Origin of the sequence: Pseudomonas piscis, assembly GCF_009380155.1 — a bacterium.
Lineage (GTDB): Bacteria > Pseudomonadota > Gammaproteobacteria > Pseudomonadales > Pseudomonadaceae > Aquipseudomonas > Aquipseudomonas piscis.
The window spans coordinates 1,030,391-1,049,237 of the sequence record NZ_WHUV01000001.1 but is presented as its reverse complement, the minus strand read 5'-3'; the positions used below and the strand labels follow the sequence as shown (position 1 = coordinate 1,049,237).

Below are 18,847 nucleotides of genomic sequence, written 5' to 3'. Positions count from 1 at the left end.
GCCGGTTAAAGACGCTGCACGGTCAGCGAGCCCGCCACGCCTTCCGGACCCGGTTCGCCCTGGGCACCGGGACGTCCGCCCTTGCCACCGTCGGCCCGGTAGACCAGGCAGCCCTTGGATTTACCGCCCGCGCCCGGCTTGCCACCGGCCCCGGCCAAACCGCCGGCACCGCCATCGACCCAGACCTTGATCTGCTCGTCGGGGAAATCCCGCGGCAGCTCCAGGCGTACCTGGCCACCCGCCGCACCCGGGTGGCCATTGCCGCCATTGTCCCCATCGGCACCACGTCCGGCCTGGCCCCAGGTGCAGCCTGGTTCATCACCATTGGCTCCATCCAGGCCGACATAACCCGGCGCCCCGGTGCCACCCCGGGCATCCACCGACAACTCCTGGGCCTGTAGCGACTCGATCCGCAGGTTCAGGTTGCGACCGGGCTTGGCGGTCTTTTCATAGGTCCCCGGCGCCCCCCGGGAGGTGAACTGACTGCCCTCGTCCAATTGTGCCCGCTGGATCACCAGATGCAGGCTCTGCCCGGTGGGCACTATGGCGATCCGCGCCTCGCGCCCCAGGTGCAGGTCCTCGACCTTGAGTTCAGTGACATTGGCTGGCACCAGCAAGGTAGCGAAGTCGGCCACGTCCAAGCGTTCCAGGACCAGGCTGCTGGTGGCATTGGGCAAGCGCATGAAGGAATTGGTTTCGACCCTGACCTCCTGGGCCAGGACCAGGGGGCTGAAGAACAGGAGCAGCGGGCAAAGCTTACGCATGATCGGCCTCGACGATAACGGGGGCTGGAAGGGTCTGCAGATGGAAAATACCTACCAGCAGGATTTGCAGGCGATCACGCCAAGGATGGGCACGGCCCTTGAGGCTGCCGTTGAACAGCACCAGCTCCAACAGATGGGTCAGCAGCAACAGGCTACCCGCCAGGTTGACCAGCAAGTGCAGTGGATTGATCAACGGCCTGGCCAGGTTGATCAACACAACCAGCCAAAACAGCAGGGTCAGAAACTTCCCCAGCCCCCATAAGACCTTCATATGCCCCCCTTGTAAGTTCTTCTTTGCGCGCACAGTAACGACTTATTACCGGGATAAGCCAGAGGGAGACGAAAATTCTTCCCACAACAGTGCGTTAGCGACCGGATCGACGAGGATCGCTGCGCCCGCCTCCCCCATGCCACGCTTGGACGCCTCGGCGCGGCACCTCGGGCCGCGCCGGGCGTGTCTACTCAACGATTGATCTGGATTTCCGTGCGACGGTTCATGGCCCGTCCTTCTGTGGTCTTGTTGTCCGCCACGGGTTGGCTGGCTCCGGCGCCGGTCACCGAGACGAAGCTGGCACGGGGAATACCGCTCTGGATCAAGTACTCCACCACCGAGTGAGCGCGTTTATCCGAGAGTTTCTGGTTGTAGGCCGCCTTGCCGACGCTGTCGGTATGCCCCGTCACCCGTAGTTGTGCCGAGGCAGACTCTTGCTTCAGGCGAGTCACTATGGTGTTGAGCTTGGCCTTGTCGGCCTCGGTCAGCTTGGCCGAGTCGAAGTGGAAGTGCACATCGCGCACGACGATGGTTTCTTCCTTGACCACCACGACTTCTTCCACCACGGGAGGAGGCAGTGGGCAGCCGCTGGCATCGACCTGCACGCCCTTGGGCGTATGCGGGCACTTGTCACGGCTGTCCGGAACGCCATCGCCATCCTCGTCGCCATCGCCATGCACCCAGCAATAGGCGCCCGCCAAGCCACCGACAACCAGTGCGCCACCGCCCGCCCACGCCGAGCTTTCGGTGGCGCCCAGCGCCGCGCCGGTGACGCCGCCTACCGCGGCGCAGATCGGCCAGTCGGTTTTTTGCAAACCTGCACAACCAGTCAACACACCGGTCAACAGAACCAGGGGTACTGCCGTACGAATGATGCTCATCTGATTTCTCCTGAGGGATCGGCTCGAGGGCCGATTCACGGAGTAAAGACCCGGCCGAAGGCCCGCGCCAGCAAACCGCCAGCGCCTGTTTCGCCCCGTAAACACGGGGGGCTTGCGAATAAATGAAGAACCGCTCTAGGCCCGCGGATGCCGGCAAGCTAGTCTTGGACGCTCTGATCGAGGAGCGATGATGAGCGTCGGTATTTCTGCCCGTACCCCGCAGCAGGCACTGGCTGCCTTGCTGGACCGTTATGCACCGCAAAGGCTGCTGTTGATCGGCGCCAGCGACTTTCCTGCCCTGGCCGCGTTCAAGGCCGCCCATCCGGCCACCGAAGTGGCCCAGGCCGCCCCCGGGCCCTTGCCCGCCGACCTGGCCGCGCAGCGTTTCGACCTGGCCCTGGTGGTGGATTGCCTGGAGCACCTGCCCAAGCGCGAGGGCCAGAACCTGCTTGGAGGCATCCGCAACCTCAACGCCAGCCGCATCGCCGTGCTGGCCGACCTGGCCGCCTGCGGCTGGCAGGAAACCGACTTCTTCTCCCTGGCCCTGCAAGCCGGCGAGCGCTTCCAGCGGGAGCAACAGGTGCTGACGCTGTTTACCTACGATCTGCTTGAATACAAGCAAGTGCCCGATTGGCTCAATTCACGCTTCTGGGCGAACCCGGAAAATTTTGGAAAGTACTGGTGGTAACACGATGAGCGCTTCGATCTGTCCCTGCGGCAGCGGCAACCTGCTGGACGCCTGCTGCGGCCATTACCATGCCGGCCATCCCGCACCCTGCGCCGAGGCCCTGATGCGCTCGCGCTACAGCGCCTATGTGCTGGGGCAGGTGGACTACCTGGTAGCCACCACCCTGCCGGCCCAACAGGCAGGGCTGGATCGCCAATCCATCAGCGACTGGAGCGCCCAGAGCACCTGGCTGGGCTTGCAGGTGGAAAACTCGGAGGTATTCGGCGGCCAGCCCGAGCATGCCTTCGTCACCTTCACCGCCCGCTGGCACGACAGCCAGGGCGAGCACAGCCATCGCGAACGCTCGTCGTTCGTGCAGAACCAGGGACGCTGGTACTTCATCGACCCCACGGTACAGCTCAAGGCCTCGCGCAACGATGCCTGCCCCTGCGGCAGCGGGCAGAAATACAAGAAGTGCTGCGCGGGCTACCTCAGCCGCTGAGCCCTCGTCCGCCACGATCAGCCCCGATCCAGGATGGATACAGGGGAGACCACAGGGAGCCTTGCAATGATCGGTGAGCTGCGCCTGCTACCAATTCTCTGCCTGCTCGGGATGTTGGGCCTGTCCGGTTGCGTGTCGTGGTTCGCCGACGAAGACATCGATCCCGAGGTGCACCTGGTCAAGGTCGAGGTGGTCAAGGCCAACTTGCTGGAGCAGCGCTTCACCCTGCACTTGCGGGTGGACAATCCCAACGACGAAGACCTGACCGTGCGCCGCCTGACCTACCGGGTCTACCTGGAGCGCTTTTTGCTCAGCGATGGCGAGCATGAGCACTGGTTCACCGTCACACCCCATAGCAGTCGCTATTTCAAGGTGCCGGTGCGCACCAACCTGTGGCCGCAGATCCGTGACCTGGTGAAACTCCTGCACAAGCCCGACCGGCCGATTCCCTATCGCCTGGAAGGCGAGCTGGAAGTGGGATTATTCATCGGCAAAGACGTGCACCTGAAGCGCAATGGCGTGATAATTCCCGGCGATTTTATCCCGGAGTGACCTTCAATGACCCAGCAACCCCATGTCCATGGCCCTGACTGCAACCACGATCACGACCATCACGACCATGGCCATGTCCACGGCCCGCATTGCAACCACGGCCACCAGGAGCCGGTGCGCAACGCGTTGAAAGACGTCGGCCGCAACGATCCCTGCCCATGTGGCAGCAACAAGAAGTTCAAGAAGTGCCACGGCGCCTGATCCAGCCGTGAAACAACGCCTGCCGGCGGCCTTGCCGGCAAGCGCTGCAGCGCCTAAAGCAGCTGCGCCAGATTCACCACCGTGGCGTATTCGCCATGCAGATTGGCCAGTGACATGGCATGCACCTCCTCGGCAGTCCGCAGCCGTCCGGCAAAGTCGGGCTTGTCGAAGGTGAAGCAGGCATCGGCCACCACCCAGACCACGAATCCCAGGTTACCGGCCGTGCGTGCCGTGGACTCCACCGAGTTGTGGGTAGCCACGCCGACGATGACCACTTGCCCGATCCCCGCAGCCCGCAGGTCCGCTTCCAGGGAGTTGCCACAAAACGCATCCGGCACCTGCTTCTGGACCAGCTTCTCCTGCCCCTGGGGACGAAATCGCGACTGGAACTCCACCCCGGACTGACCGGGCCAGAACACCGAGTCCGGCGAGCGTGACAGGTGCTGTACATGGACCACCGGCCAGTTGCGCTCACGCCAGTGGGCGAGTAACTGCAGCATGCGCTCCTCGGCCTGGGGATTGTTGCGCGGCCCCAATCGGGGGTGCAGGATGCCTTGTTGCTGGTCGATGATGATCAGCGCCGTATCAGCGGTAAGGGGCATGGAGGCTCGTCCTTGGGACATTCGTTCGAAGGCTGCCACTTCAGCACTACCCCACAATCCCGGGCAAGCCCTCGAACAGCGGCGGAGCGATCCAATGCCGGGGTTCGTTGTCCCTATACAAGTCACATCCACCTGGAGCGCTGCATGATCGACCTGTACTACTGGACCACCCCCAACGGCCACAAGATCTCGCTGTTCCTCGAGGAAGCCGGGCTGCCCTACAACCTGTACCCGGTCAACATCGGCCTGGGCGAGCAATTCAAGGCCGAGTTCCTCAAGATCGCGCCCAACAACCGCATCCCGGCCATCGTCGACCACCAGCCAGCCGACGGCGGCGCGCCACTGTCGCTGTTCGAGTCCGGGGCGATCCTGTTGTACCTGGCGGAGAAGACCGGCCGCTTCCTGCCCCAGGACCTGCGCGGACGCCAGGAAACCCTGCAATGGCTGTTCTGGCAGATGGGGGGCCTGGGGCCGATGGCCGGGCAGAACCATCATTTCGCCCACGCCGCCCCGGAGCGGATCCCCTACGCCGTCAAGCGCTACGTGGACGAAACCGCCCGCCTCTACGGTGTCCTGGATCGACGCCTGGCGGACCGGCCCTTCGTCGCCGGCCGCGACTACAGCATCGCCGACATGGCGATCTACCCCTGGGTCGCCTCCTACAAGAAACAGAGCCAGAGGCTCGAGGACTTCCCGCACCTGCATGGCTGGTTCAACGGCATCAAGGCGCGACCGGCCACCGAGCGTGCCTACGCCCTAGTGGAACGGGTCAACCCGGCCTGAACCGGGCCCCGCAAGCGCTCCTGCAACCCTGCGGCGCAGGCCTTCGTCCGGGCCTGCGATAAATACCTGTCGCCCCGCTTGCGCGGCACACGCCTGCTCACTAACGTAGCGCCTTTATCGACGCTACCCCCCGCAGGAGCTTTGCCATGGCCTCGCCAGCCTTCTCACATGTTCTTCCCCGATTCGGCGTTGCCGCGGCAGTAGCCGGCGTCCTGAGCCTGGCCGGTTGCCAGTCCTGGAACGCCCAGAACAGCCTGCCTCCCACCTCTGGTGTGCAACCGCTCAAGGGCCTGGCCCAGAACGTCTCGATACGCCGCAACGCCGTAGGCGTGCCGCTGATCGAGAGCAACAGCTTCCACGATGCCCTGTTCAGCCTGGGCTACGTCCATGCCGGCGACCGCATCGGCCAGATGGTGACCCTGCGCCTGCTGGCCCAGGGCCGCCTGGCGGAAATGTCCGGCGCCGAAGCCCTGGACGTCGACCGCCTGATGCGCGCGGTGAACCTGAAGAAAAGCGCCGACGAGCTGTACAAGGCCTCTTCGCCACGGATCAAGCGCTTTTTCGAGGTCTATGCGCGCGGCGTCAACGCCTACCTGTTCCGCTATCGCGACAAGCTGCCGCCGGACCTGGCGGCCTACGGCTACACCCCCGAATACTGGAAACCCGAAGATTCGGCGCTGATCTTCTGCCTGCTGAACTTCGGGCAATCCGCCAACCTGTTCGAAGAGCTCAACGCCCTGGTGCTGGCACGCAAAGTCGGCAGCGACAAGCTGCCCTGGCTGACCCCCAGCTACCCCGACGAGCCCCTGCCCCTGGCCGAGGCCGAGAAGCTCAAGGGCCTGAACCTCGAGATCCCCGGCCTGGACGAACTCAGCCGCGCCGCCAGCCAGTTGGCCCGGCTCAACACCCTGGGCCTGAGCGGTGGCAGCGACCTGGCCATCGCGCCCCAGCGCAGCCGTAACGGCCGGAGCCTGCTGGCCAGCGACAGCCAGGCCGCTGCCTGGCACTACGTCCAGTTGCGCGCGCCCAAGTACCAGGCCGCCGGTGCCGCGATCCCCGGCCTGCCGGCGATCCTCCAGGGCTTCAACGGCAAGGTGGCCTGGAGCCTGAGCTCGGTGCAAGGCGACAACCAGGACCTGTTCCTGGAAAAACTCAAGCGCCAGGGCAATGCCCTGTACTACTTGAACAACGGCAAATGGCAGCCGGTGGCCGTGCGCAACGAGACCTACTTCGTCAAGGGCCAGCGCCCGCTTCGCGAAGCGGTGTACGAAACCCGCCACGGCCCCTTGCTCAACAGCGCCCTGGGCGCCAGCCAGGCCAACGGCCTGGGCTTGGCACTGCAGATGCCAGAGCTCAAGGACGACCGGAGCCTGGATGCGTTCTTCGACCTGTCCCGGGCGCAGAGCGCCGAGAAGGCCTCGGACGCCAGCCGGGAAATCCGCGCCATCGCCCTGAACCTGCTGTTCGCCGATGCCAGCCACATCGGCTGGCAGGTCACCGGACGCTTCCCCAACCGTCGTGAAGGCGAAGGCCTGCTGCCCTCCCCTGGCTGGGAGGGTCGGTATGACTGGGACGGCTATGCCGATCCGATGCTGCACCCCTACGACCAGGATCCGGCCCAGGGCTGGCTCGCCATCGCCAACCAGCGGGTGATTTCCCGTGGCTACGGCATGCAGCTGTCCAACTCCTGGGACGCCCCGGAACGCGCCGAGCGCCTGGCCCAGCTCGCCTCCAGCGGCAAGCAGGACAACCGCAGCCTGATCGCCATGCAATACGACCAGACCACCCTGTTCGCTGCCAAGCTGAAGAAGATGTTCGAGGCCCCCGGCATGGCCCAACCGCTGAAGAAGGCCATCGATACCCTGCCCGATGCCGACCGGGCCAGGGCCCGCGAGGCCTACAGCCGCCTGATGGCGTTCGATGGCAAGCTCAGCGCCGGCTCGGCGGATGCGGCACTGTACGAGCTGTTCCTGCAGGAGAGCGCCCGGCAGGTCTTCCTCGACAAGCTGGGCCCGGAATCCGCCGCCTCCTGGCAGGCCTTCGTCGCCAACGGCAGCCTGTCCTACTCGGCCCAGGCCGACCACCTGCTGGGCCAGGAAGACAGCCCGTTCTGGGACGACCCGCGCACGCCACAGAAGGAAGACAAGCCGGCAATCCTGGCCCGCAGCCTGGCCGCCGCGGTCAAGTCCGGCGAGCAACTGCTGGGCAACGATCGCAAGGCCTGGCAGTGGGGCAAGCTGCACAGCTACAGCTGGATCGGCAACGACGGCAAGGCCATCCGCGGGCCATCGCAGGCCGGCGGCGACCACAACACCATCAACGCCGCGCCGTACCGCTGGGGCCAGGACTTTGCCGTCAGCGCCGCCCCGGCCTTGCGCATGATCGTCGACTTCGGCCTCAGCGAGCCCTTGATGGGGCTCAACAGCAGCGGCCAGTCCGGCAACCCGGCCAGCCCCCACTACGCCAATGGCATCGATGGCTGGTTCAAGGCCCAGTACCTGAGCTTCCCGATGCAGCCGCAGAACTTCGAGCGCAGCTACGGCAAGACCCGCCTGACCCTGGTCCCGGGCAAGTAACTCCCCCGTCCTTGCGCCCCGCTCGTGCACCCAGTACGAGCGGGGCCTGCCCCCACAACGTGCACCCTGTACGCAACCATCCCCGGCTGGCACCGCTGTTCCTTAAGCGCCAGCTGAGCACCCGCCCTCTTTCAGCGCGAGCGCTGCCTCACCAAGGCTCCCCTGGCTTTTAAAACAGCTGTTCGGGACTCTGGTTCGGAAATTGCTACTTTCATTAAGTCTTATGCGTTGCAGTAACAGCACTCATGCGCCACAAGCGCTCATATCGGCTCTTAGGGATTGAATAATGAAAAAAGCATTGCTGACCCTTTCTGCACTGGCTCTGTGCATGGCCGCCGGCTCGGCGCTGGCCAAGGAATACAAGGAGCTGCGCTTCGGCGTCGATCCTTCGTATGCGCCTTTCGAATCCAAGGCCGCCGACGGCAGCCTGGTGGGCTTCGACATCGACCTGGGCAACGCCATCTGTGCCGAGCTGAAGGTCAAGTGCAAATGGGTCGAAAGCGACTTCGACGGAATGATCCCTGGCCTCAAGGCCAACAAGTTCGATGGCGTGATCTCGTCCATGACCGTGACTGCGGCCCGGGAAAAAGTGATCGACTTCTCCAACGAGCTGTTCTCCGGCCCCACCGCCTTCGTATTCAAGAAAGGCTCGGGGTTGAGCGAAGACACCGCCTCGCTCAAGGGCAAGACCATCGGTTACGAGCAAGGCACCATCCAGGAAGCCTACGCCAAGGCCGTGCTGGACAAGGCCGGGATCAAGACCCAGGCCTACCAGAACCAGGACCAGGTCTATGCCGACCTGACTTCCGGGCGCCTGGACGCATCGATCCAGGACATGCTGCAAGCCGAACTGGGCTTCCTCAAGTCGCCCCAGGGCGCTGACTATGAGATCAGCAAACCGGTGGACGACCCCCTGCTGCCAGCCAAGACCGCGGTGGGTATCTCGAAAGGTAACAACGAGCTGAAAGCGCTCCTGGATAAAGGTATCAAAGCGTTACACGATGATGGCACCTACGCCACCATCCAGAAAAAACACTTCGGTGACCTGAACCTCTACAGCGGTAAATAACCTGCCGGCGCCCATCCTCGATGGGCGCCTTTTTTATCGTCACGGGTCACTGATCGATGTTCGAACAACTCCTAACAAACCTGGGGCTTTCCGCGTTCAGCTTGAAGGGTTTCGGCCCCTTGCTGCTGGAAGGTACCTGGATGACCGTCAAATTGTCGGTCCTATCGCTGCTGGTCAGCGTGCTGCTGGGCCTGATCGGCGCCAGCGCCAAACTCTCCAGCCTTGCCTTGCTACGCATACCTGCCCAGCTCTACACCACCTTGATTCGCGGCGTGCCGGACCTGGTGCTGATGCTGCTGATCTTCTACAGCCTGCAAACCTGGCTGACTTCCTTCACCGATTTCATGGAGTGGGAATACATCGAGATCAATCCCTTCAGCGCCGGGGTGATCACCCTGGGCTTCATCTATGGCGCCTATTTCACCGAGACCTTCCGTGGCGCGATCCTCGCCGTGCCCCGGGGCCAGGTGGAAGCGGCTACCGCCTATGGCCTCAAGCGCGGCCAGCGCTTTCGCTTCGTGGTCTTCCCGCAGATGATGCGCTTCGCCCTGCCGGGCATCGGCAACAACTGGATGGTGATGCTCAAGGCCACGGCCCTGGTGTCGATCATCGGCCTGGCCGATCTGGTCAAGGCCGCCCAGGATGCCGGCAAGAGCACCTACCAGCTGTTCTATTTCCTGGTTCTGGCGGCGCTGATCTACCTGCTGATCACCAGCGCTTCCAATTTCGTCCTGCGTCGGCTTGAACGGCGCTATGCCGCGGGTGCCCGGGAGGCCGTGCGATGATCGAACTCCTGCAGGAATACTGGCGCCCGTTCCTCTACAGCGACGGCTACCACATCACCGGCCTGGCCATGACCATGTGGCTGCTCACGGCCTCGATCGCCATCGGCTTCGTGGTATCGATCCCGCTGTCCATCGCCCGGGTCTCGCCCAAGCGCCTGGTACGCTGGCCGGTGCAGTTCTACACCTACCTGTTCCGCGGCACGCCGCTCTATATCCAGTTGCTGATCTGCTACACCGGGATCTACAGCATCGCCGCCGTCCGCGCCCAGCCGGTGCTGGATGCGTTCTTTCGCGATGCGATGAACTGCACCATCCTGGCCTTCGCCCTGAACACCTGCGCCTACACCACGGAGATCTTCGCCGGGGCGATCCGCAGCATGGCTCATGGCGAGGTCGAGGCCGCCAAGGCCTACGGTTTGAGCGGCTGGAAGCTCTATGCCTACGTGATCATGCCCTCGGCCCTGCGCCGTTCGCTGCCGTACTACAGCAACGAAGTCATCCTGATGCTGCATTCGACCACCGTGGCCTTCACCGCGACAGTTCCCGACATCCTGAAAATCGCCCGTGATGCCAACTCGGCGACCTTCCTGACGTTCCAGTCGTTCGGCATCGCCGCGCTCATCTATCTGTGCGTGACCTTCACCCTGGTGGGCCTGTTCCGCCTGGCCGAACGCCGCTGGCTGGCCTTCCTTGGCCCGACCCACTAGGACTTGCAGCAGGAAAAACACCCAATGCGCCATGAGATCCACGACCTGCTCGCACCGTTGCCGGGCACTGCGCGGCAGGTCCACAGCTTTCACTACGGCCCCGCCCAGGCCGCTCGCAAGATCTACATCCAGGCTTCGCTGCACGCCGATGAAATGCCCGGCATGCTAGTGGCCTGGCACCTCAAGCAACGCCTGGGGCAACTGGAGGCCGCCGGCCGCCTGCGCCACGAAATCGTCCTGGTACCGGTGGCCAACCCCATCGGCCTGGAGCAGGTATTGATGGACGTCCCCCTGGGGCGCTACGAACTGGAGAGCGGGCAGAACTTCAATCGCAGCTTCGCCGACCTCGGCCTGCAGGTGGGCGATGCGATCCAGGACCTGCTCGATGAGGATCCCCAGCACAATCTCGACTTGATCCGCCGACACCTGGCCGATGCCCTGGCGCGCCAGCGGCCCGAGACCCAGTTGCAGTCCCTGCGCCTGACCCTGCAACGGCTGGCCTGCGATGCCGAACTGGTACTGGACCTGCATTGCGACTTCGAGGCCGTGGCGCATTTGTACACCACCCCCGAGGCCTGGCCACGGATCGAACCGCTCGCCCGCTACATCGGCTCCCAGGCGAGCCTGCTGGCCACCGACTCGGGCGGTTTGTCGTTCGATGAGTGCTTCACCCTGCCCTGGTGGCAACTGCAGCAACGTTTTGGCGAGCGCTTCACGATCCCCACCGGCACCTTGGCAGTCACCGTCGAGCTGCGCGGCCAGGGCGACGTCAATCACCCGCTGGCCAGCCGCGATTGCCAGGCCCTGCTGGACTACCTGACCCACTATGGCGCCATCGCTGGCGAGGCACCGCAGCTGCCGGAACTGGCGTTTCCAGCCACGCCACTGGCCGCAGTGGAACCGGTGGCGACGCCGCTGGGCGGGCTGCTGGTGTTCACCGCCCTGCCGGGACAGTACCTGGAAGCCGGACAGCAAGTGGCCGAGATCATCGACCCGATCACCGACCGAGTCACCCCCATCCATTGCCGCAACGCCGGGCTGATGTATGCCCGCTCGCTGCGCCGCATGGCCACCGCCGGCATGGTGGTCGCCCATGTCGCCGGTCGCGAAGCCTATCGCAGCGGCTATCTACTTTCGCCTTGAGGATGCATGCCCCATGTACAAATTGACCGTTGAAGGCCTGCATAAATGCTATGGCGACAATGAAGTGCTCAAGGGTGTTTCCCTCAAGGCCAGAACTGGCGACGTGATCAGCCTGATCGGCGCCAGCGGCTCGGGCAAGAGCACCTTCCTGCGTTGTATCAACTTCCTCGAGACCCCGGATGACGGGGCCATGAGCCTGGATGGCCAGCAGATCCGCATGGTCAAGGACCGCCACGGCATGCATGTGGCCGACCCCACGCAGCTGCAGAGCATTCGTACCCGGCTGGCGATGGTGTTCCAGCATTTCAACCTGTGGAGCCACATGACTGTACTGGAGAACATCACCATGGCTCCGCGCCGGGTACTAGGGGTCAGCACCAGGGACGCCGAGGAGCGGGCCAGACGCTACCTGGACAAGGTTGGCCTGCCGGCCCGGGTCGCCAGCCAGTACCCGGCCTTCCTCTCCGGCGGCCAGCAGCAACGGGTGGCCATCGCCCGGGCGCTGGCCATGGAACCGGAGGTAATGCTGTTCGACGAGCCCACCTCGGCCCTGGACCCGGAACTGGTGGGCGAGGTGCTCAAGGTGATCCAGGGGCTGGCGGAGGAAGGCCGGACCATGATCATGGTGACCCACGAGATGAGCTTTGCGCGCAAGGTCTCAAGCCAGGTGCTGTTCCTGCACAAGGGCCTGGTGGAAGAAGAAGGTGCGCCCGAAGAGGTCCTGGGCAACCCCAGGAGCGAGCGCCTGAAGCAGTTCCTCAGCGGCAACCTGAAGTAGCCCGTCGCCCGCGCCGCTTCAGCGGGCGCGGGTGCCAGGCGCCCTGCGGCTCAGGCCACAGGCGCGGGTGGCGGCTCGTCCGGCAGGGTCGGCTCGCCAGGCTCGCTGGGCTCGGCGGGCTGTGGGGTATCGGGATCTGGCTGGCCGGGGATGCCCCCCGCCATGTCGACAGGAGGATGCGCCAGCAAGCTCCAGGCCAGTACTCCAACCTGATTGGGTTCGAGCCTTGCCAAGGTGGCGCTTATTCGGGGATCGATCTTCATGGGGCACTCCTGGGCTGTACCCGGCACGCCTTGCGCGTGCCGGCGGACACTGCAATAGAGTGTCCGCCCGCCGAGGAATTCCCGCTGTTCGTCAGACGAACGGGATCAGGTACGCGGCAGGGTGACGCCGCGCTGGCCTTGGTATTTGCCGCCACGGTCCTTGTAGGACACTTCGCATTCTTCGTCGGACTGCAGGAAGAGCATCTGCGCCACGCCTTCGTTGGCGTAGATCTTCGCCGGCAAGGTGGTGGTGTTGGAGAACTCCAGGGTCACGTGGCCTTCCCACTCGGGTTCCAGCGGGGTGACGTTGACGATGATGCCGCAACGGGCGTAGGTGCTCTTGCCCAGGCAAATGGTCAGCACGTCACGCGGAATGCGGAAGTACTCGACGGTACGGGCCAGGGCGAAGGAGTTTGGCGGAATGATGCACACGTCGCTCTTGATGTCGACGAAGCTGCCGGCATCGAAGTTCTTCGGGTCGACGGTGGCCGAATTGATGTTGGTGAACACCTTGAATTCGTCGGCGCAGCGCACGTCGTAGCCGTAGCTGGAGACGCCGAAGGAGATGACCCGGCTGTCCTGTTCGCCGCGCACCTGGCGCTCGACGAACGGTTCGATCATGCCGTGCTCTTGCGCCATGCGGCGAATCCACTTGTCCGATTTGATGCTCATGGCGGGAGTCCTGAAATAACGAGGTGAAAAATTCTGTGCGGCATCTTACCGGGGCGCGGGGCAGGGTTCAAAGTCCAGGCTGCTTTTCTCGCTCCATCCCGCGTTTTTCAAGGGCTACAAGACAGATGGCCGGTCACCGATCACGAAAACCGAGAAACCTTCGCAATGGCCATTGGCACGTTCGGGAAAAAGGTTTAAGGTGGCGCCACTGTGCTGCTTGTGTCACTGAGAATCTCTACACGATGTTGAATTTCGATCCAACCATCTTCAAGAATTTTTCCTGCTCTTTGCACTCAGTCTCGGCCCGGGCTTTTCCCGAGTCGCAGTTAACTTTGTCCAAGGAGATACACCATGTCTAATCGCCAAACCGGTACCGTTAAGTGGTTCAACGATGAGAAAGGCTTCGGCTTCATCACCCCACAATCCGGTGACGACCTGTTCGTACACTTCAAAGCCATCCAGGCTGACGGCTTCAAAACCCTGAAAGAAGGCCAGCAGGTTTCTTTCGTCGCTACTCGCGGCCAGAAAGGCATGCAAGCTGAAGAAGTACAAGTTATCTAACTTGCACTGATCCAGTAAAAAGCCCCGCCCTCAACAGCGGGGCTTTTTTGTGCCCGAAGGTTTTTCCCGCAACTGCCGCTGGAGCGCGCCCGGGGTTACCAGGTCACGCCAAAGCCCACGGTATAGCGAGTCTTGTCCAGGTCGCTGTTTTCGGTACCACGGATCATGTCCTTTTCCGCCTTGAGGTTCAGCGAAGCCCAATCGGTGACCTTGTAGCGCAAGCCCAGTTCGGCATCCAGAGCGTAATCAGCCACCCCGGACAGCGGCCTGCTCACTTCGCCAGCAGTGAAGAACTCGACCCGCTTGCCGATCAGGTAACGGTTGTAGTCCCACTTCATGGCCAGGGAATAGAAGTTGTCCTTGCCGCCATCGGCATACCGGTAGTCCGTACGGTTGAGCAGCGAACCCAGGGAGAAGGCTCCCAGTTCGTCGTCCCAGAACTGATAGCCCGGGCCAGTACCCACCACCCGTTGCTGCTCGAGGTCCTCGACCTTGTCGCGCTTGTAGGTCAAGCGGCCCTGCCAGAACCACTGCTGGGTAATGAAGCGGTCCAGGGCGTATTCGGCCTGCCAGTTATCGGTGGTCACCGCCTTGTCCTGGAACTCGCGGTTGTATTCGGCCTCGGCGTTGTGTCGCCAGGCGCCATGGCGCGCGGAGGTCTTGAGGTCGATGTCATAGCGGTCGGTATCCTTCTCGGCCCGCTTGTAGTCCATGGCCACGTCGACATTGCCCTTCCACACGATGTCTTCCACCAGCGGCTTGGGCTTCATGATCTGCTGGATACTGGCCAGATCCACCGTCCTGGGCGCCTCGCCATTGGCCAGGACGACCTTGCCCTCCTCCGACGCTCGCAGCGACTTGGCTCTCTCCCCCGAATAGGCATCTTCCTTGACCAACAGTTCCTGGTCGCTTTCCAGGGTCTTGACCTGCTTCCAGTCGATGGAGATAGCCCCGCCATAATCGGTCTGGATCAGCAGCTTGCCACCGTCGAATACCTTGATCTTGCCGCTGACGCGGTCACCGTTCTTCAACCACACGACATCGGCCAGCACGGGCAAGGAAGCGCCAAGCATTGCGAAACACACGAGAATTCTAGGCAACATAGCTAAATACAAAACTCGGAATTGCGAAAAAAACGGCATTATTCCAGTTGAAATAGGCCCTGACCACGAATGACCCGACTATTGCGAATGAGTTCAATCCTCATCGGCCTTCAGTCACTACGAACACCTATATCTGGAACCGCGAATGTGACCGAACACAGCGAAGAGCCACAGACGCCCGCGCAAATCCGACGCACGGCGCTATACCTGACCCTGGCCCAGGTTCCCGAAGGCAAGGTGGTCAGCTACGGCCAACTGGCGGAAATGGCCGGCCTGGGACGAGCGGCTCGCTGGGTCGGACGTACCCTCAGCCAGCTGCCTGCCGACACCAGCCTGCCCTGGCACCGAGTGCTGGGTGCCGGCGGTCGCATCAGCCTGCCCGCAGGCAGCCCATCGGGGGATGAACAACGGGCACGGCTGCGCGACGAAGGAGTCAGTGTCCTGAACAACAGGGTGGATATTCAGCGCCATGGCTGGCGTCCGGTAGAGCACAGCGGTTAGAGTGCGCGCTTTGTTTCCGTAATCCTTGAGGCAGACTCCAGCCCATGCCCCGTAAAACCTGGCGCGCCGCACTTGCCGCCTATGCCAGCCCCTCGACGCTCGTGCTGTTGCTGCTTGGTTTCGCTGCCGGCATGCCTTACATGCTGGTGTTCTCGACGCTTTCGGTGTGGTTGCGCGAGGCCGGAGTGGCCCGCGAAACCATCGGTTATGCCAGCCTGATCGGCCTGGCCTATGCCTTCAAATGGGTGTGGTCGCCCCTGCTCGACCAATGGCGCCTGCCGCTGCTGGGCAAGCTGGGTCGACGACGATCCTGGCTGGTCCTGGCCCAGGCGCTGGTGATCCTGGGCCTGATCGGCATGGGCTTCTGTGATCCACAGAAACACCTGTCCTGGCTGATCGCCATTGCCGTGATCGTGGCCTTCGCCTCGGCCACCCAGGATATCGCCATCGACGCCTACCGCCTGGAGATCGCCGACGACAGCCGCCAGGCCGCCTTGGCTGCCAGCTATATGTCCGGCTACCGCGTGGCGGTGCTGCTGGCCACCGCCGGCGCGCTGTTTTTCGCCGAAGGTTTCGGCTCCACCGGCTTCAGCTACAAGCATTCGGCCTGGACCGGCACCTACGTGCTGTTCGGGGTGCTGATGATCCCGGCGCTGATCACCACCTTGCTCATGCGCGAACCCGCAGTGCCCCTGCGCACCCAGCTGTCGGCGGGGCGCTACAGCTTCGCCCACCAACTGATCTCGGTATTCGTGCTGATCGTGTTGCTGGTCTCGGTGCCAGCCACCTTCACCCAGCTCTACAACACCGACTTCGCCAGCGTGATCTTCCACGACGTCAGCTTGCTGGACCTGCTATTGGAGGATCGGGCCTTCCTGCGTGCCATCCTCTATATCACCCTCACCGCACTGTGCCTGTCGGCCATGGGCCGCCGCGGCCTGGCGCCGGTACTGACGCCGGTCAACGACTTCATCCTGCGCTATCGCTGGCAGGCGTTCCTGCTGCTGGGGCTGATCGCTACCTACCGCATGTCGGACACGGTCATGGGGGTCATGGCCAACGTGTTCTACATCGACCAGGGCTTCACCAAGGACCAGATCGCCGGGGTCAGCAAGATCTTCGGCCTGATCATGACGCTGATCGGCGCCGGCATGGGCGGCCTGCTGATCGTGCGCTTCGGCATCCTGCCGATCCTGTTCATCGGTGGCGCCGCATCCGCCGGCACCAACCTGCTGTTCCTCATGCTGTCCGACATGGGGCCGAACCTGAAGATGCTGATCGTCACCATTTCCCTGGACAACTTCAGCTCCGGAATGGCCACCTCGGCGTTCGTCGCCTACCTGTCGAGCCTGACCAACCTGAAGTTCTCGGCCACCCAATACGCGCTGCTCAGCTCCATCATGCTGTTGCTGCCACGCCTGATCGGCGGCTATTCGGGGGTCATGGTGGAAAAATTCGGCTATCACGACTTCTTCCTCATCACCGCGATCCTCGGTGTCCCGACCCTGATCCTGATTGCCCTGCACTGGTTCCAGGAAAGCCATCGCGCCGGCCCGAAAGCCGAGGAACAAACCTCGGCCAGCAACAACGCCGTCGGCGAAGAATCCTAACGTTTCCCAGGGGTTGCGGGCTTTTCCAGAGCGCCCCCGCCCCTGCCGAGCGCAATCCTGTACGCCAGCGGCACGCGCCCGTACAATGCTCCGTCACTTCTAGTCTTAAGCAACCGATAACGGCCTACCATGCGTACCAGTCAATATCTGCTCGCCACACAAAAAGAAACGCCTTCCGACGCGGTCGTGATCAGCCACCAGCTGATGCTGCGCGCCGGCATGATCCGCAAACTGGCTTCCGGCCTGTACACCTGGCTGCCGATGGGCCTGCGGGTGATGCGCAAGGTCGAGGCCATCGTTCGCGAAGAAATGAACGCCGCTGGCGCGCTTGAAGTGTTGATGCCGGGCATCCAACCGGCCGAGCTGTGGCAGGAATCCGGTCGCTGGGAACAGTACGGCCCCGAGCTGCTGCGCCTGAAGGACCGCCATAATCGCGACTTCTGCGCAGGCCCGACCCACGAAGAAGTGATCACCGACCTGGTCCGCAACGAGCTGAGCAGCTACAAGCAGCTGCCGCTGAACCTGTACCAGATCCAGACCAAGTTCCGTGATGAGATCCGTCCACGCTTCGGCCTGATGCGCGGTCGCGAGTTCATCATGAAGGACGCCTATTCCTTCCACGCCGACCAGGCGTCGCTGCAGGTCACCTATGACCGCATGCACCAGGCGTACTGCAACATCTTCACCCGCCTGGGCCTGAAGTTCCGCCCAGTGGAAGCGGACAACGGCTCCATCGGCGGCGCCGGCTCCCATGAGTTCCACGTACTGGCCGAATCCGGCGAAGACGACATCATCTTCAGCAACGGCTCCGACTACGCGGCGAACATCGAGAAGGCCGAGGCCGTGCCTCGCGAAACCTCGCGCCCGGCGCCGACCGAAACCATGCGCCTGGTGGATACCCCTGACGCCAAGACCATCGCCCAGCTGGTGGAAGGCTACGGCCTGCCAATCGAAAAGACCGTCAAGACCCTGGTAGTGCACGCCGAAGAGCCGGGCAAGCTGATCGCCCTGATCATCCGTGGCGACCACGAGCTCAACGAAATCAAGGCTGCCAAGCAGCCAGGCGTCGCCGACCCGCTGGTCATGGCCTCCGAAGCCGAACTGCGTGCAGCCATCGGCGCTGGCGCCGGCTCCCTGGGCCCGGTGAACCTGCCGCTGCCGGTCATCATCGACCGCTCCGTGGCCCTGATGAGCGACTTCGGCGTCGGCGCCAACATCGACGACAAGCATTACTTCGGCGTGAACTGGGAGCGCGACCTGCCGGTTCCAGCCGTGGCCGACCTGCGCAACGTGGTCGCCGGCGACCCGAGCCCGGACGGCAAGGGCGTGCTGGAGATCAAGCGCGGCATCGAAGTCGGGCACATCTTTCAACTGGGCAGCAAGTACAGCCAGGCGATGAAGTGCGAAGTGCTGGGCGAGAACGGCAAGCCGGTCACCCTGGAGATGGGCTGCTACGGTATCGGCGTATCTCGCGTGGTGGCTGCCGCCATCGAGCAGAACAACGACGAGAAAGGCATCATCTGGAGCGACACCCTGGCTCCGTTCCAGATTGCCCTGGTGCCGCTGCGCTATGAAACCGAACAGGTTCGCGAGGCCACCGACAAGCTCTATGAGCAGCTCACCGCTGCCGGTTTCGAGGTCCTGCTGGATGATCGCGACAAGAAGACCAGCCCGGGCATCAAGTTCGCGGACATGGAGCTAATCGGCATTCCGCACCGCATCGTGGTCAGTGACCGCGGCCTGGCCGATGGCAACCTGGAATACAAGAGCCGTACCGAAGCCGAGGCGCAAGCGCTGCCAGTGGCCGACGTGCTGTCCTTCCTCCAAGCCCGTATCCGTCGCTGAAACCAGATAGA

22 protein-coding genes are annotated in these 18,847 nt (G+C 63.2%); 15 read left to right on the top strand and 7 right to left on the bottom strand.

The features are described from left to right. Positions 1–5: 5 nt before the first annotated feature. The 3 genes from GDH07_RS04980 to GDH07_RS04970 all read right to left on the bottom strand — a co-directional run bounded on the left by GDH07_RS04980 (position 6) and on the right by GDH07_RS04970 (position 1,916). The gene (locus GDH07_RS04980) at positions 6–764 is read right to left on the bottom strand and encodes a collagen-like protein (RefSeq protein WP_152896819.1); all 759 of its coding nucleotides are present in this window, start codon (positions 762–764) and stop codon (positions 6–8) included. Next, complete coding sequence (locus GDH07_RS04975) at positions 757–1,035, bottom strand: DUF1145 domain-containing protein (protein WP_022642688.1); 279 nt, start codon at positions 1,033–1,035, stop codon at positions 757–759. The genes GDH07_RS04980 and GDH07_RS04975 overlap by 8 nt, the downstream gene beginning before the upstream one ends. Before the next feature lie 191 nt (positions 1,036–1,226). Then, positions 1,227–1,916 (bottom strand): PA1041 family peptidoglycan-binding anchor lipoprotein, encoded by a 690-nt coding sequence (locus tag GDH07_RS04970; RefSeq protein WP_152896818.1) that lies wholly within the window; start codon positions 1,914–1,916, stop codon positions 1,227–1,229. 190 nt (positions 1,917–2,106) lie between these two features. On the opposite strand from GDH07_RS04970, the gene GDH07_RS04965 reads away from it, so the two are divergent. The 4 genes from GDH07_RS04965 to GDH07_RS04950 all read left to right on the top strand — a co-directional run bounded on the left by GDH07_RS04965 (position 2,107) and on the right by GDH07_RS04950 (position 3,838). Next, positions 2,107–2,604: a DUF6231 family protein gene (locus GDH07_RS04965; RefSeq protein WP_022642686.1), complete on the top strand. Its 498-nt coding sequence runs from the start codon at positions 2,107–2,109 to the stop codon at positions 2,602–2,604. Between the two features lie 4 nt (positions 2,605–2,608). Then, positions 2,609–3,085 carry a YchJ family protein gene (locus tag GDH07_RS04960; protein ID WP_152896817.1) on the top strand — a complete coding sequence of 159 codons (477 nt, stop codon included), beginning with the start codon at positions 2,609–2,611 and terminating at the stop codon, positions 3,083–3,085. A gap of 66 nt (positions 3,086–3,151) precedes the next feature. Continuing rightward, positions 3,152–3,637 (top strand): LEA/WHy family protein, encoded by a 486-nt coding sequence (locus GDH07_RS04955; protein ID WP_022642684.1) that lies wholly within the window; start codon positions 3,152–3,154, stop codon positions 3,635–3,637. Between the two features lie 6 nt (positions 3,638–3,643). Next, positions 3,644–3,838 carry an SEC-C metal-binding domain-containing protein gene (locus GDH07_RS04950; RefSeq protein ID WP_031321030.1) on the top strand — a complete coding sequence of 65 codons (195 nt, stop codon included), beginning with the start codon at positions 3,644–3,646 and terminating at the stop codon, positions 3,836–3,838. Positions 3,839–3,891: 53 nt separating this feature from the next. Here the strand turns inward: GDH07_RS04950 and GDH07_RS04945 are convergent, their stop codons facing one another. Next, positions 3,892–4,440, bottom strand: coding sequence for a cysteine hydrolase family protein (locus GDH07_RS04945; protein ID WP_152896816.1), 549 nt, complete (start codon positions 4,438–4,440; stop codon positions 3,892–3,894). A gap of 144 nt (positions 4,441–4,584) precedes the next feature. On the opposite strand from GDH07_RS04945, the gene GDH07_RS04940 reads away from it, so the two are divergent. The 7 genes from GDH07_RS04940 to GDH07_RS04910 all read left to right on the top strand — a co-directional run bounded on the left by GDH07_RS04940 (position 4,585) and on the right by GDH07_RS04910 (position 12,281). Then, complete coding sequence (locus GDH07_RS04940; RefSeq protein WP_022642681.1) at positions 4,585–5,223, top strand: glutathione binding-like protein; 639 nt, start codon at positions 4,585–4,587, stop codon at positions 5,221–5,223. Between the two features lie 146 nt (positions 5,224–5,369). Continuing rightward, positions 5,370–7,799: a penicillin acylase family protein gene (locus tag GDH07_RS04935; RefSeq protein ID WP_152896815.1), complete on the top strand. Its 2,430-nt coding sequence runs from the start codon at positions 5,370–5,372 to the stop codon at positions 7,797–7,799. Positions 7,800–8,085: 286 nt separating this feature from the next. Next, the gene (locus GDH07_RS04930; protein WP_152896814.1) at positions 8,086–8,868 is read left to right on the top strand and encodes a transporter substrate-binding domain-containing protein; all 783 of its coding nucleotides are present in this window, start codon (positions 8,086–8,088) and stop codon (positions 8,866–8,868) included. Positions 8,869–8,924: 56 nt separating this feature from the next. Continuing rightward, complete coding sequence (locus GDH07_RS04925) at positions 8,925–9,653, top strand: ABC transporter permease (RefSeq protein WP_103324186.1); 729 nt, start codon at positions 8,925–8,927, stop codon at positions 9,651–9,653. Next, positions 9,650–10,360: an ABC transporter permease gene (locus tag GDH07_RS04920; protein WP_152896813.1), complete on the top strand. Its 711-nt coding sequence runs from the start codon at positions 9,650–9,652 to the stop codon at positions 10,358–10,360. The genes GDH07_RS04925 and GDH07_RS04920 overlap by 4 nt, the downstream gene beginning before the upstream one ends. 24 nt (positions 10,361–10,384) lie before the next feature. Then, positions 10,385–11,503: a succinylglutamate desuccinylase/aspartoacylase family protein gene (locus GDH07_RS04915; RefSeq protein ID WP_152896812.1), complete on the top strand. Its 1,119-nt coding sequence runs from the start codon at positions 10,385–10,387 to the stop codon at positions 11,501–11,503. A 13-nt stretch (positions 11,504–11,516) separates the two neighbouring features. Next, a complete protein-coding gene (locus tag GDH07_RS04910) occupies positions 11,517–12,281 on the top strand; it encodes an ABC transporter ATP-binding protein (RefSeq protein WP_152896811.1) in 765 nt (254 codons plus the stop codon). Between the two features lie 50 nt (positions 12,282–12,331). On the opposite strand, the gene GDH07_RS04905 is transcribed toward GDH07_RS04910, so the two are convergent. Next, positions 12,332–12,544 (bottom strand): hypothetical protein, encoded by a 213-nt coding sequence (locus GDH07_RS04905; RefSeq protein ID WP_022642673.1) that lies wholly within the window; start codon positions 12,542–12,544, stop codon positions 12,332–12,334. 105 nt (positions 12,545–12,649) lie between these two features. After that, positions 12,650–13,216, bottom strand: coding sequence for a dCTP deaminase (gene dcd / locus GDH07_RS04900; RefSeq protein WP_003258001.1), 567 nt, complete (start codon positions 13,214–13,216; stop codon positions 12,650–12,652). A gap of 351 nt (positions 13,217–13,567) precedes the next feature. Here dcd and GDH07_RS04895 point away from each other — a divergent pair, with 351 nt between their 5' ends. Continuing rightward, on the top strand, positions 13,568–13,777 hold the full coding sequence (locus tag GDH07_RS04895; RefSeq protein WP_010445013.1) for a cold-shock protein: 210 nt from the start codon (positions 13,568–13,570) through the stop codon (positions 13,775–13,777). A gap of 95 nt (positions 13,778–13,872) precedes the next feature. Here the strand turns inward: GDH07_RS04895 and GDH07_RS04890 are convergent, their stop codons facing one another. Beyond that, positions 13,873–14,880: a DUF481 domain-containing protein gene (locus tag GDH07_RS04890; protein WP_152896810.1), complete on the bottom strand. Its 1,008-nt coding sequence runs from the start codon at positions 14,878–14,880 to the stop codon at positions 13,873–13,875. Between the two features lie 147 nt (positions 14,881–15,027). Between GDH07_RS04890 and GDH07_RS04885 the strand changes: the two genes are divergently transcribed. The 3 genes from GDH07_RS04885 (at position 15,028) to GDH07_RS04875 (ending at position 18,836) form a co-directional block, all read left to right on the top strand. Continuing rightward, a complete protein-coding gene (locus tag GDH07_RS04885; protein WP_343038164.1) occupies positions 15,028–15,381 on the top strand; it encodes an MGMT family protein in 354 nt (117 codons plus the stop codon). Positions 15,382–15,425: 44 nt separating this feature from the next. Beyond that, complete coding sequence (locus GDH07_RS04880) at positions 15,426–16,991, top strand: AmpG family muropeptide MFS transporter (protein WP_152896808.1); 1,566 nt, start codon at positions 15,426–15,428, stop codon at positions 16,989–16,991. Between the two features lie 129 nt (positions 16,992–17,120). Next, positions 17,121–18,836, top strand: coding sequence for a proline--tRNA ligase (locus GDH07_RS04875; protein ID WP_031321022.1), 1,716 nt, complete (start codon positions 17,121–17,123; stop codon positions 18,834–18,836). The last annotated feature ends 11 nt before the right edge of the window (positions 18,837–18,847 follow it).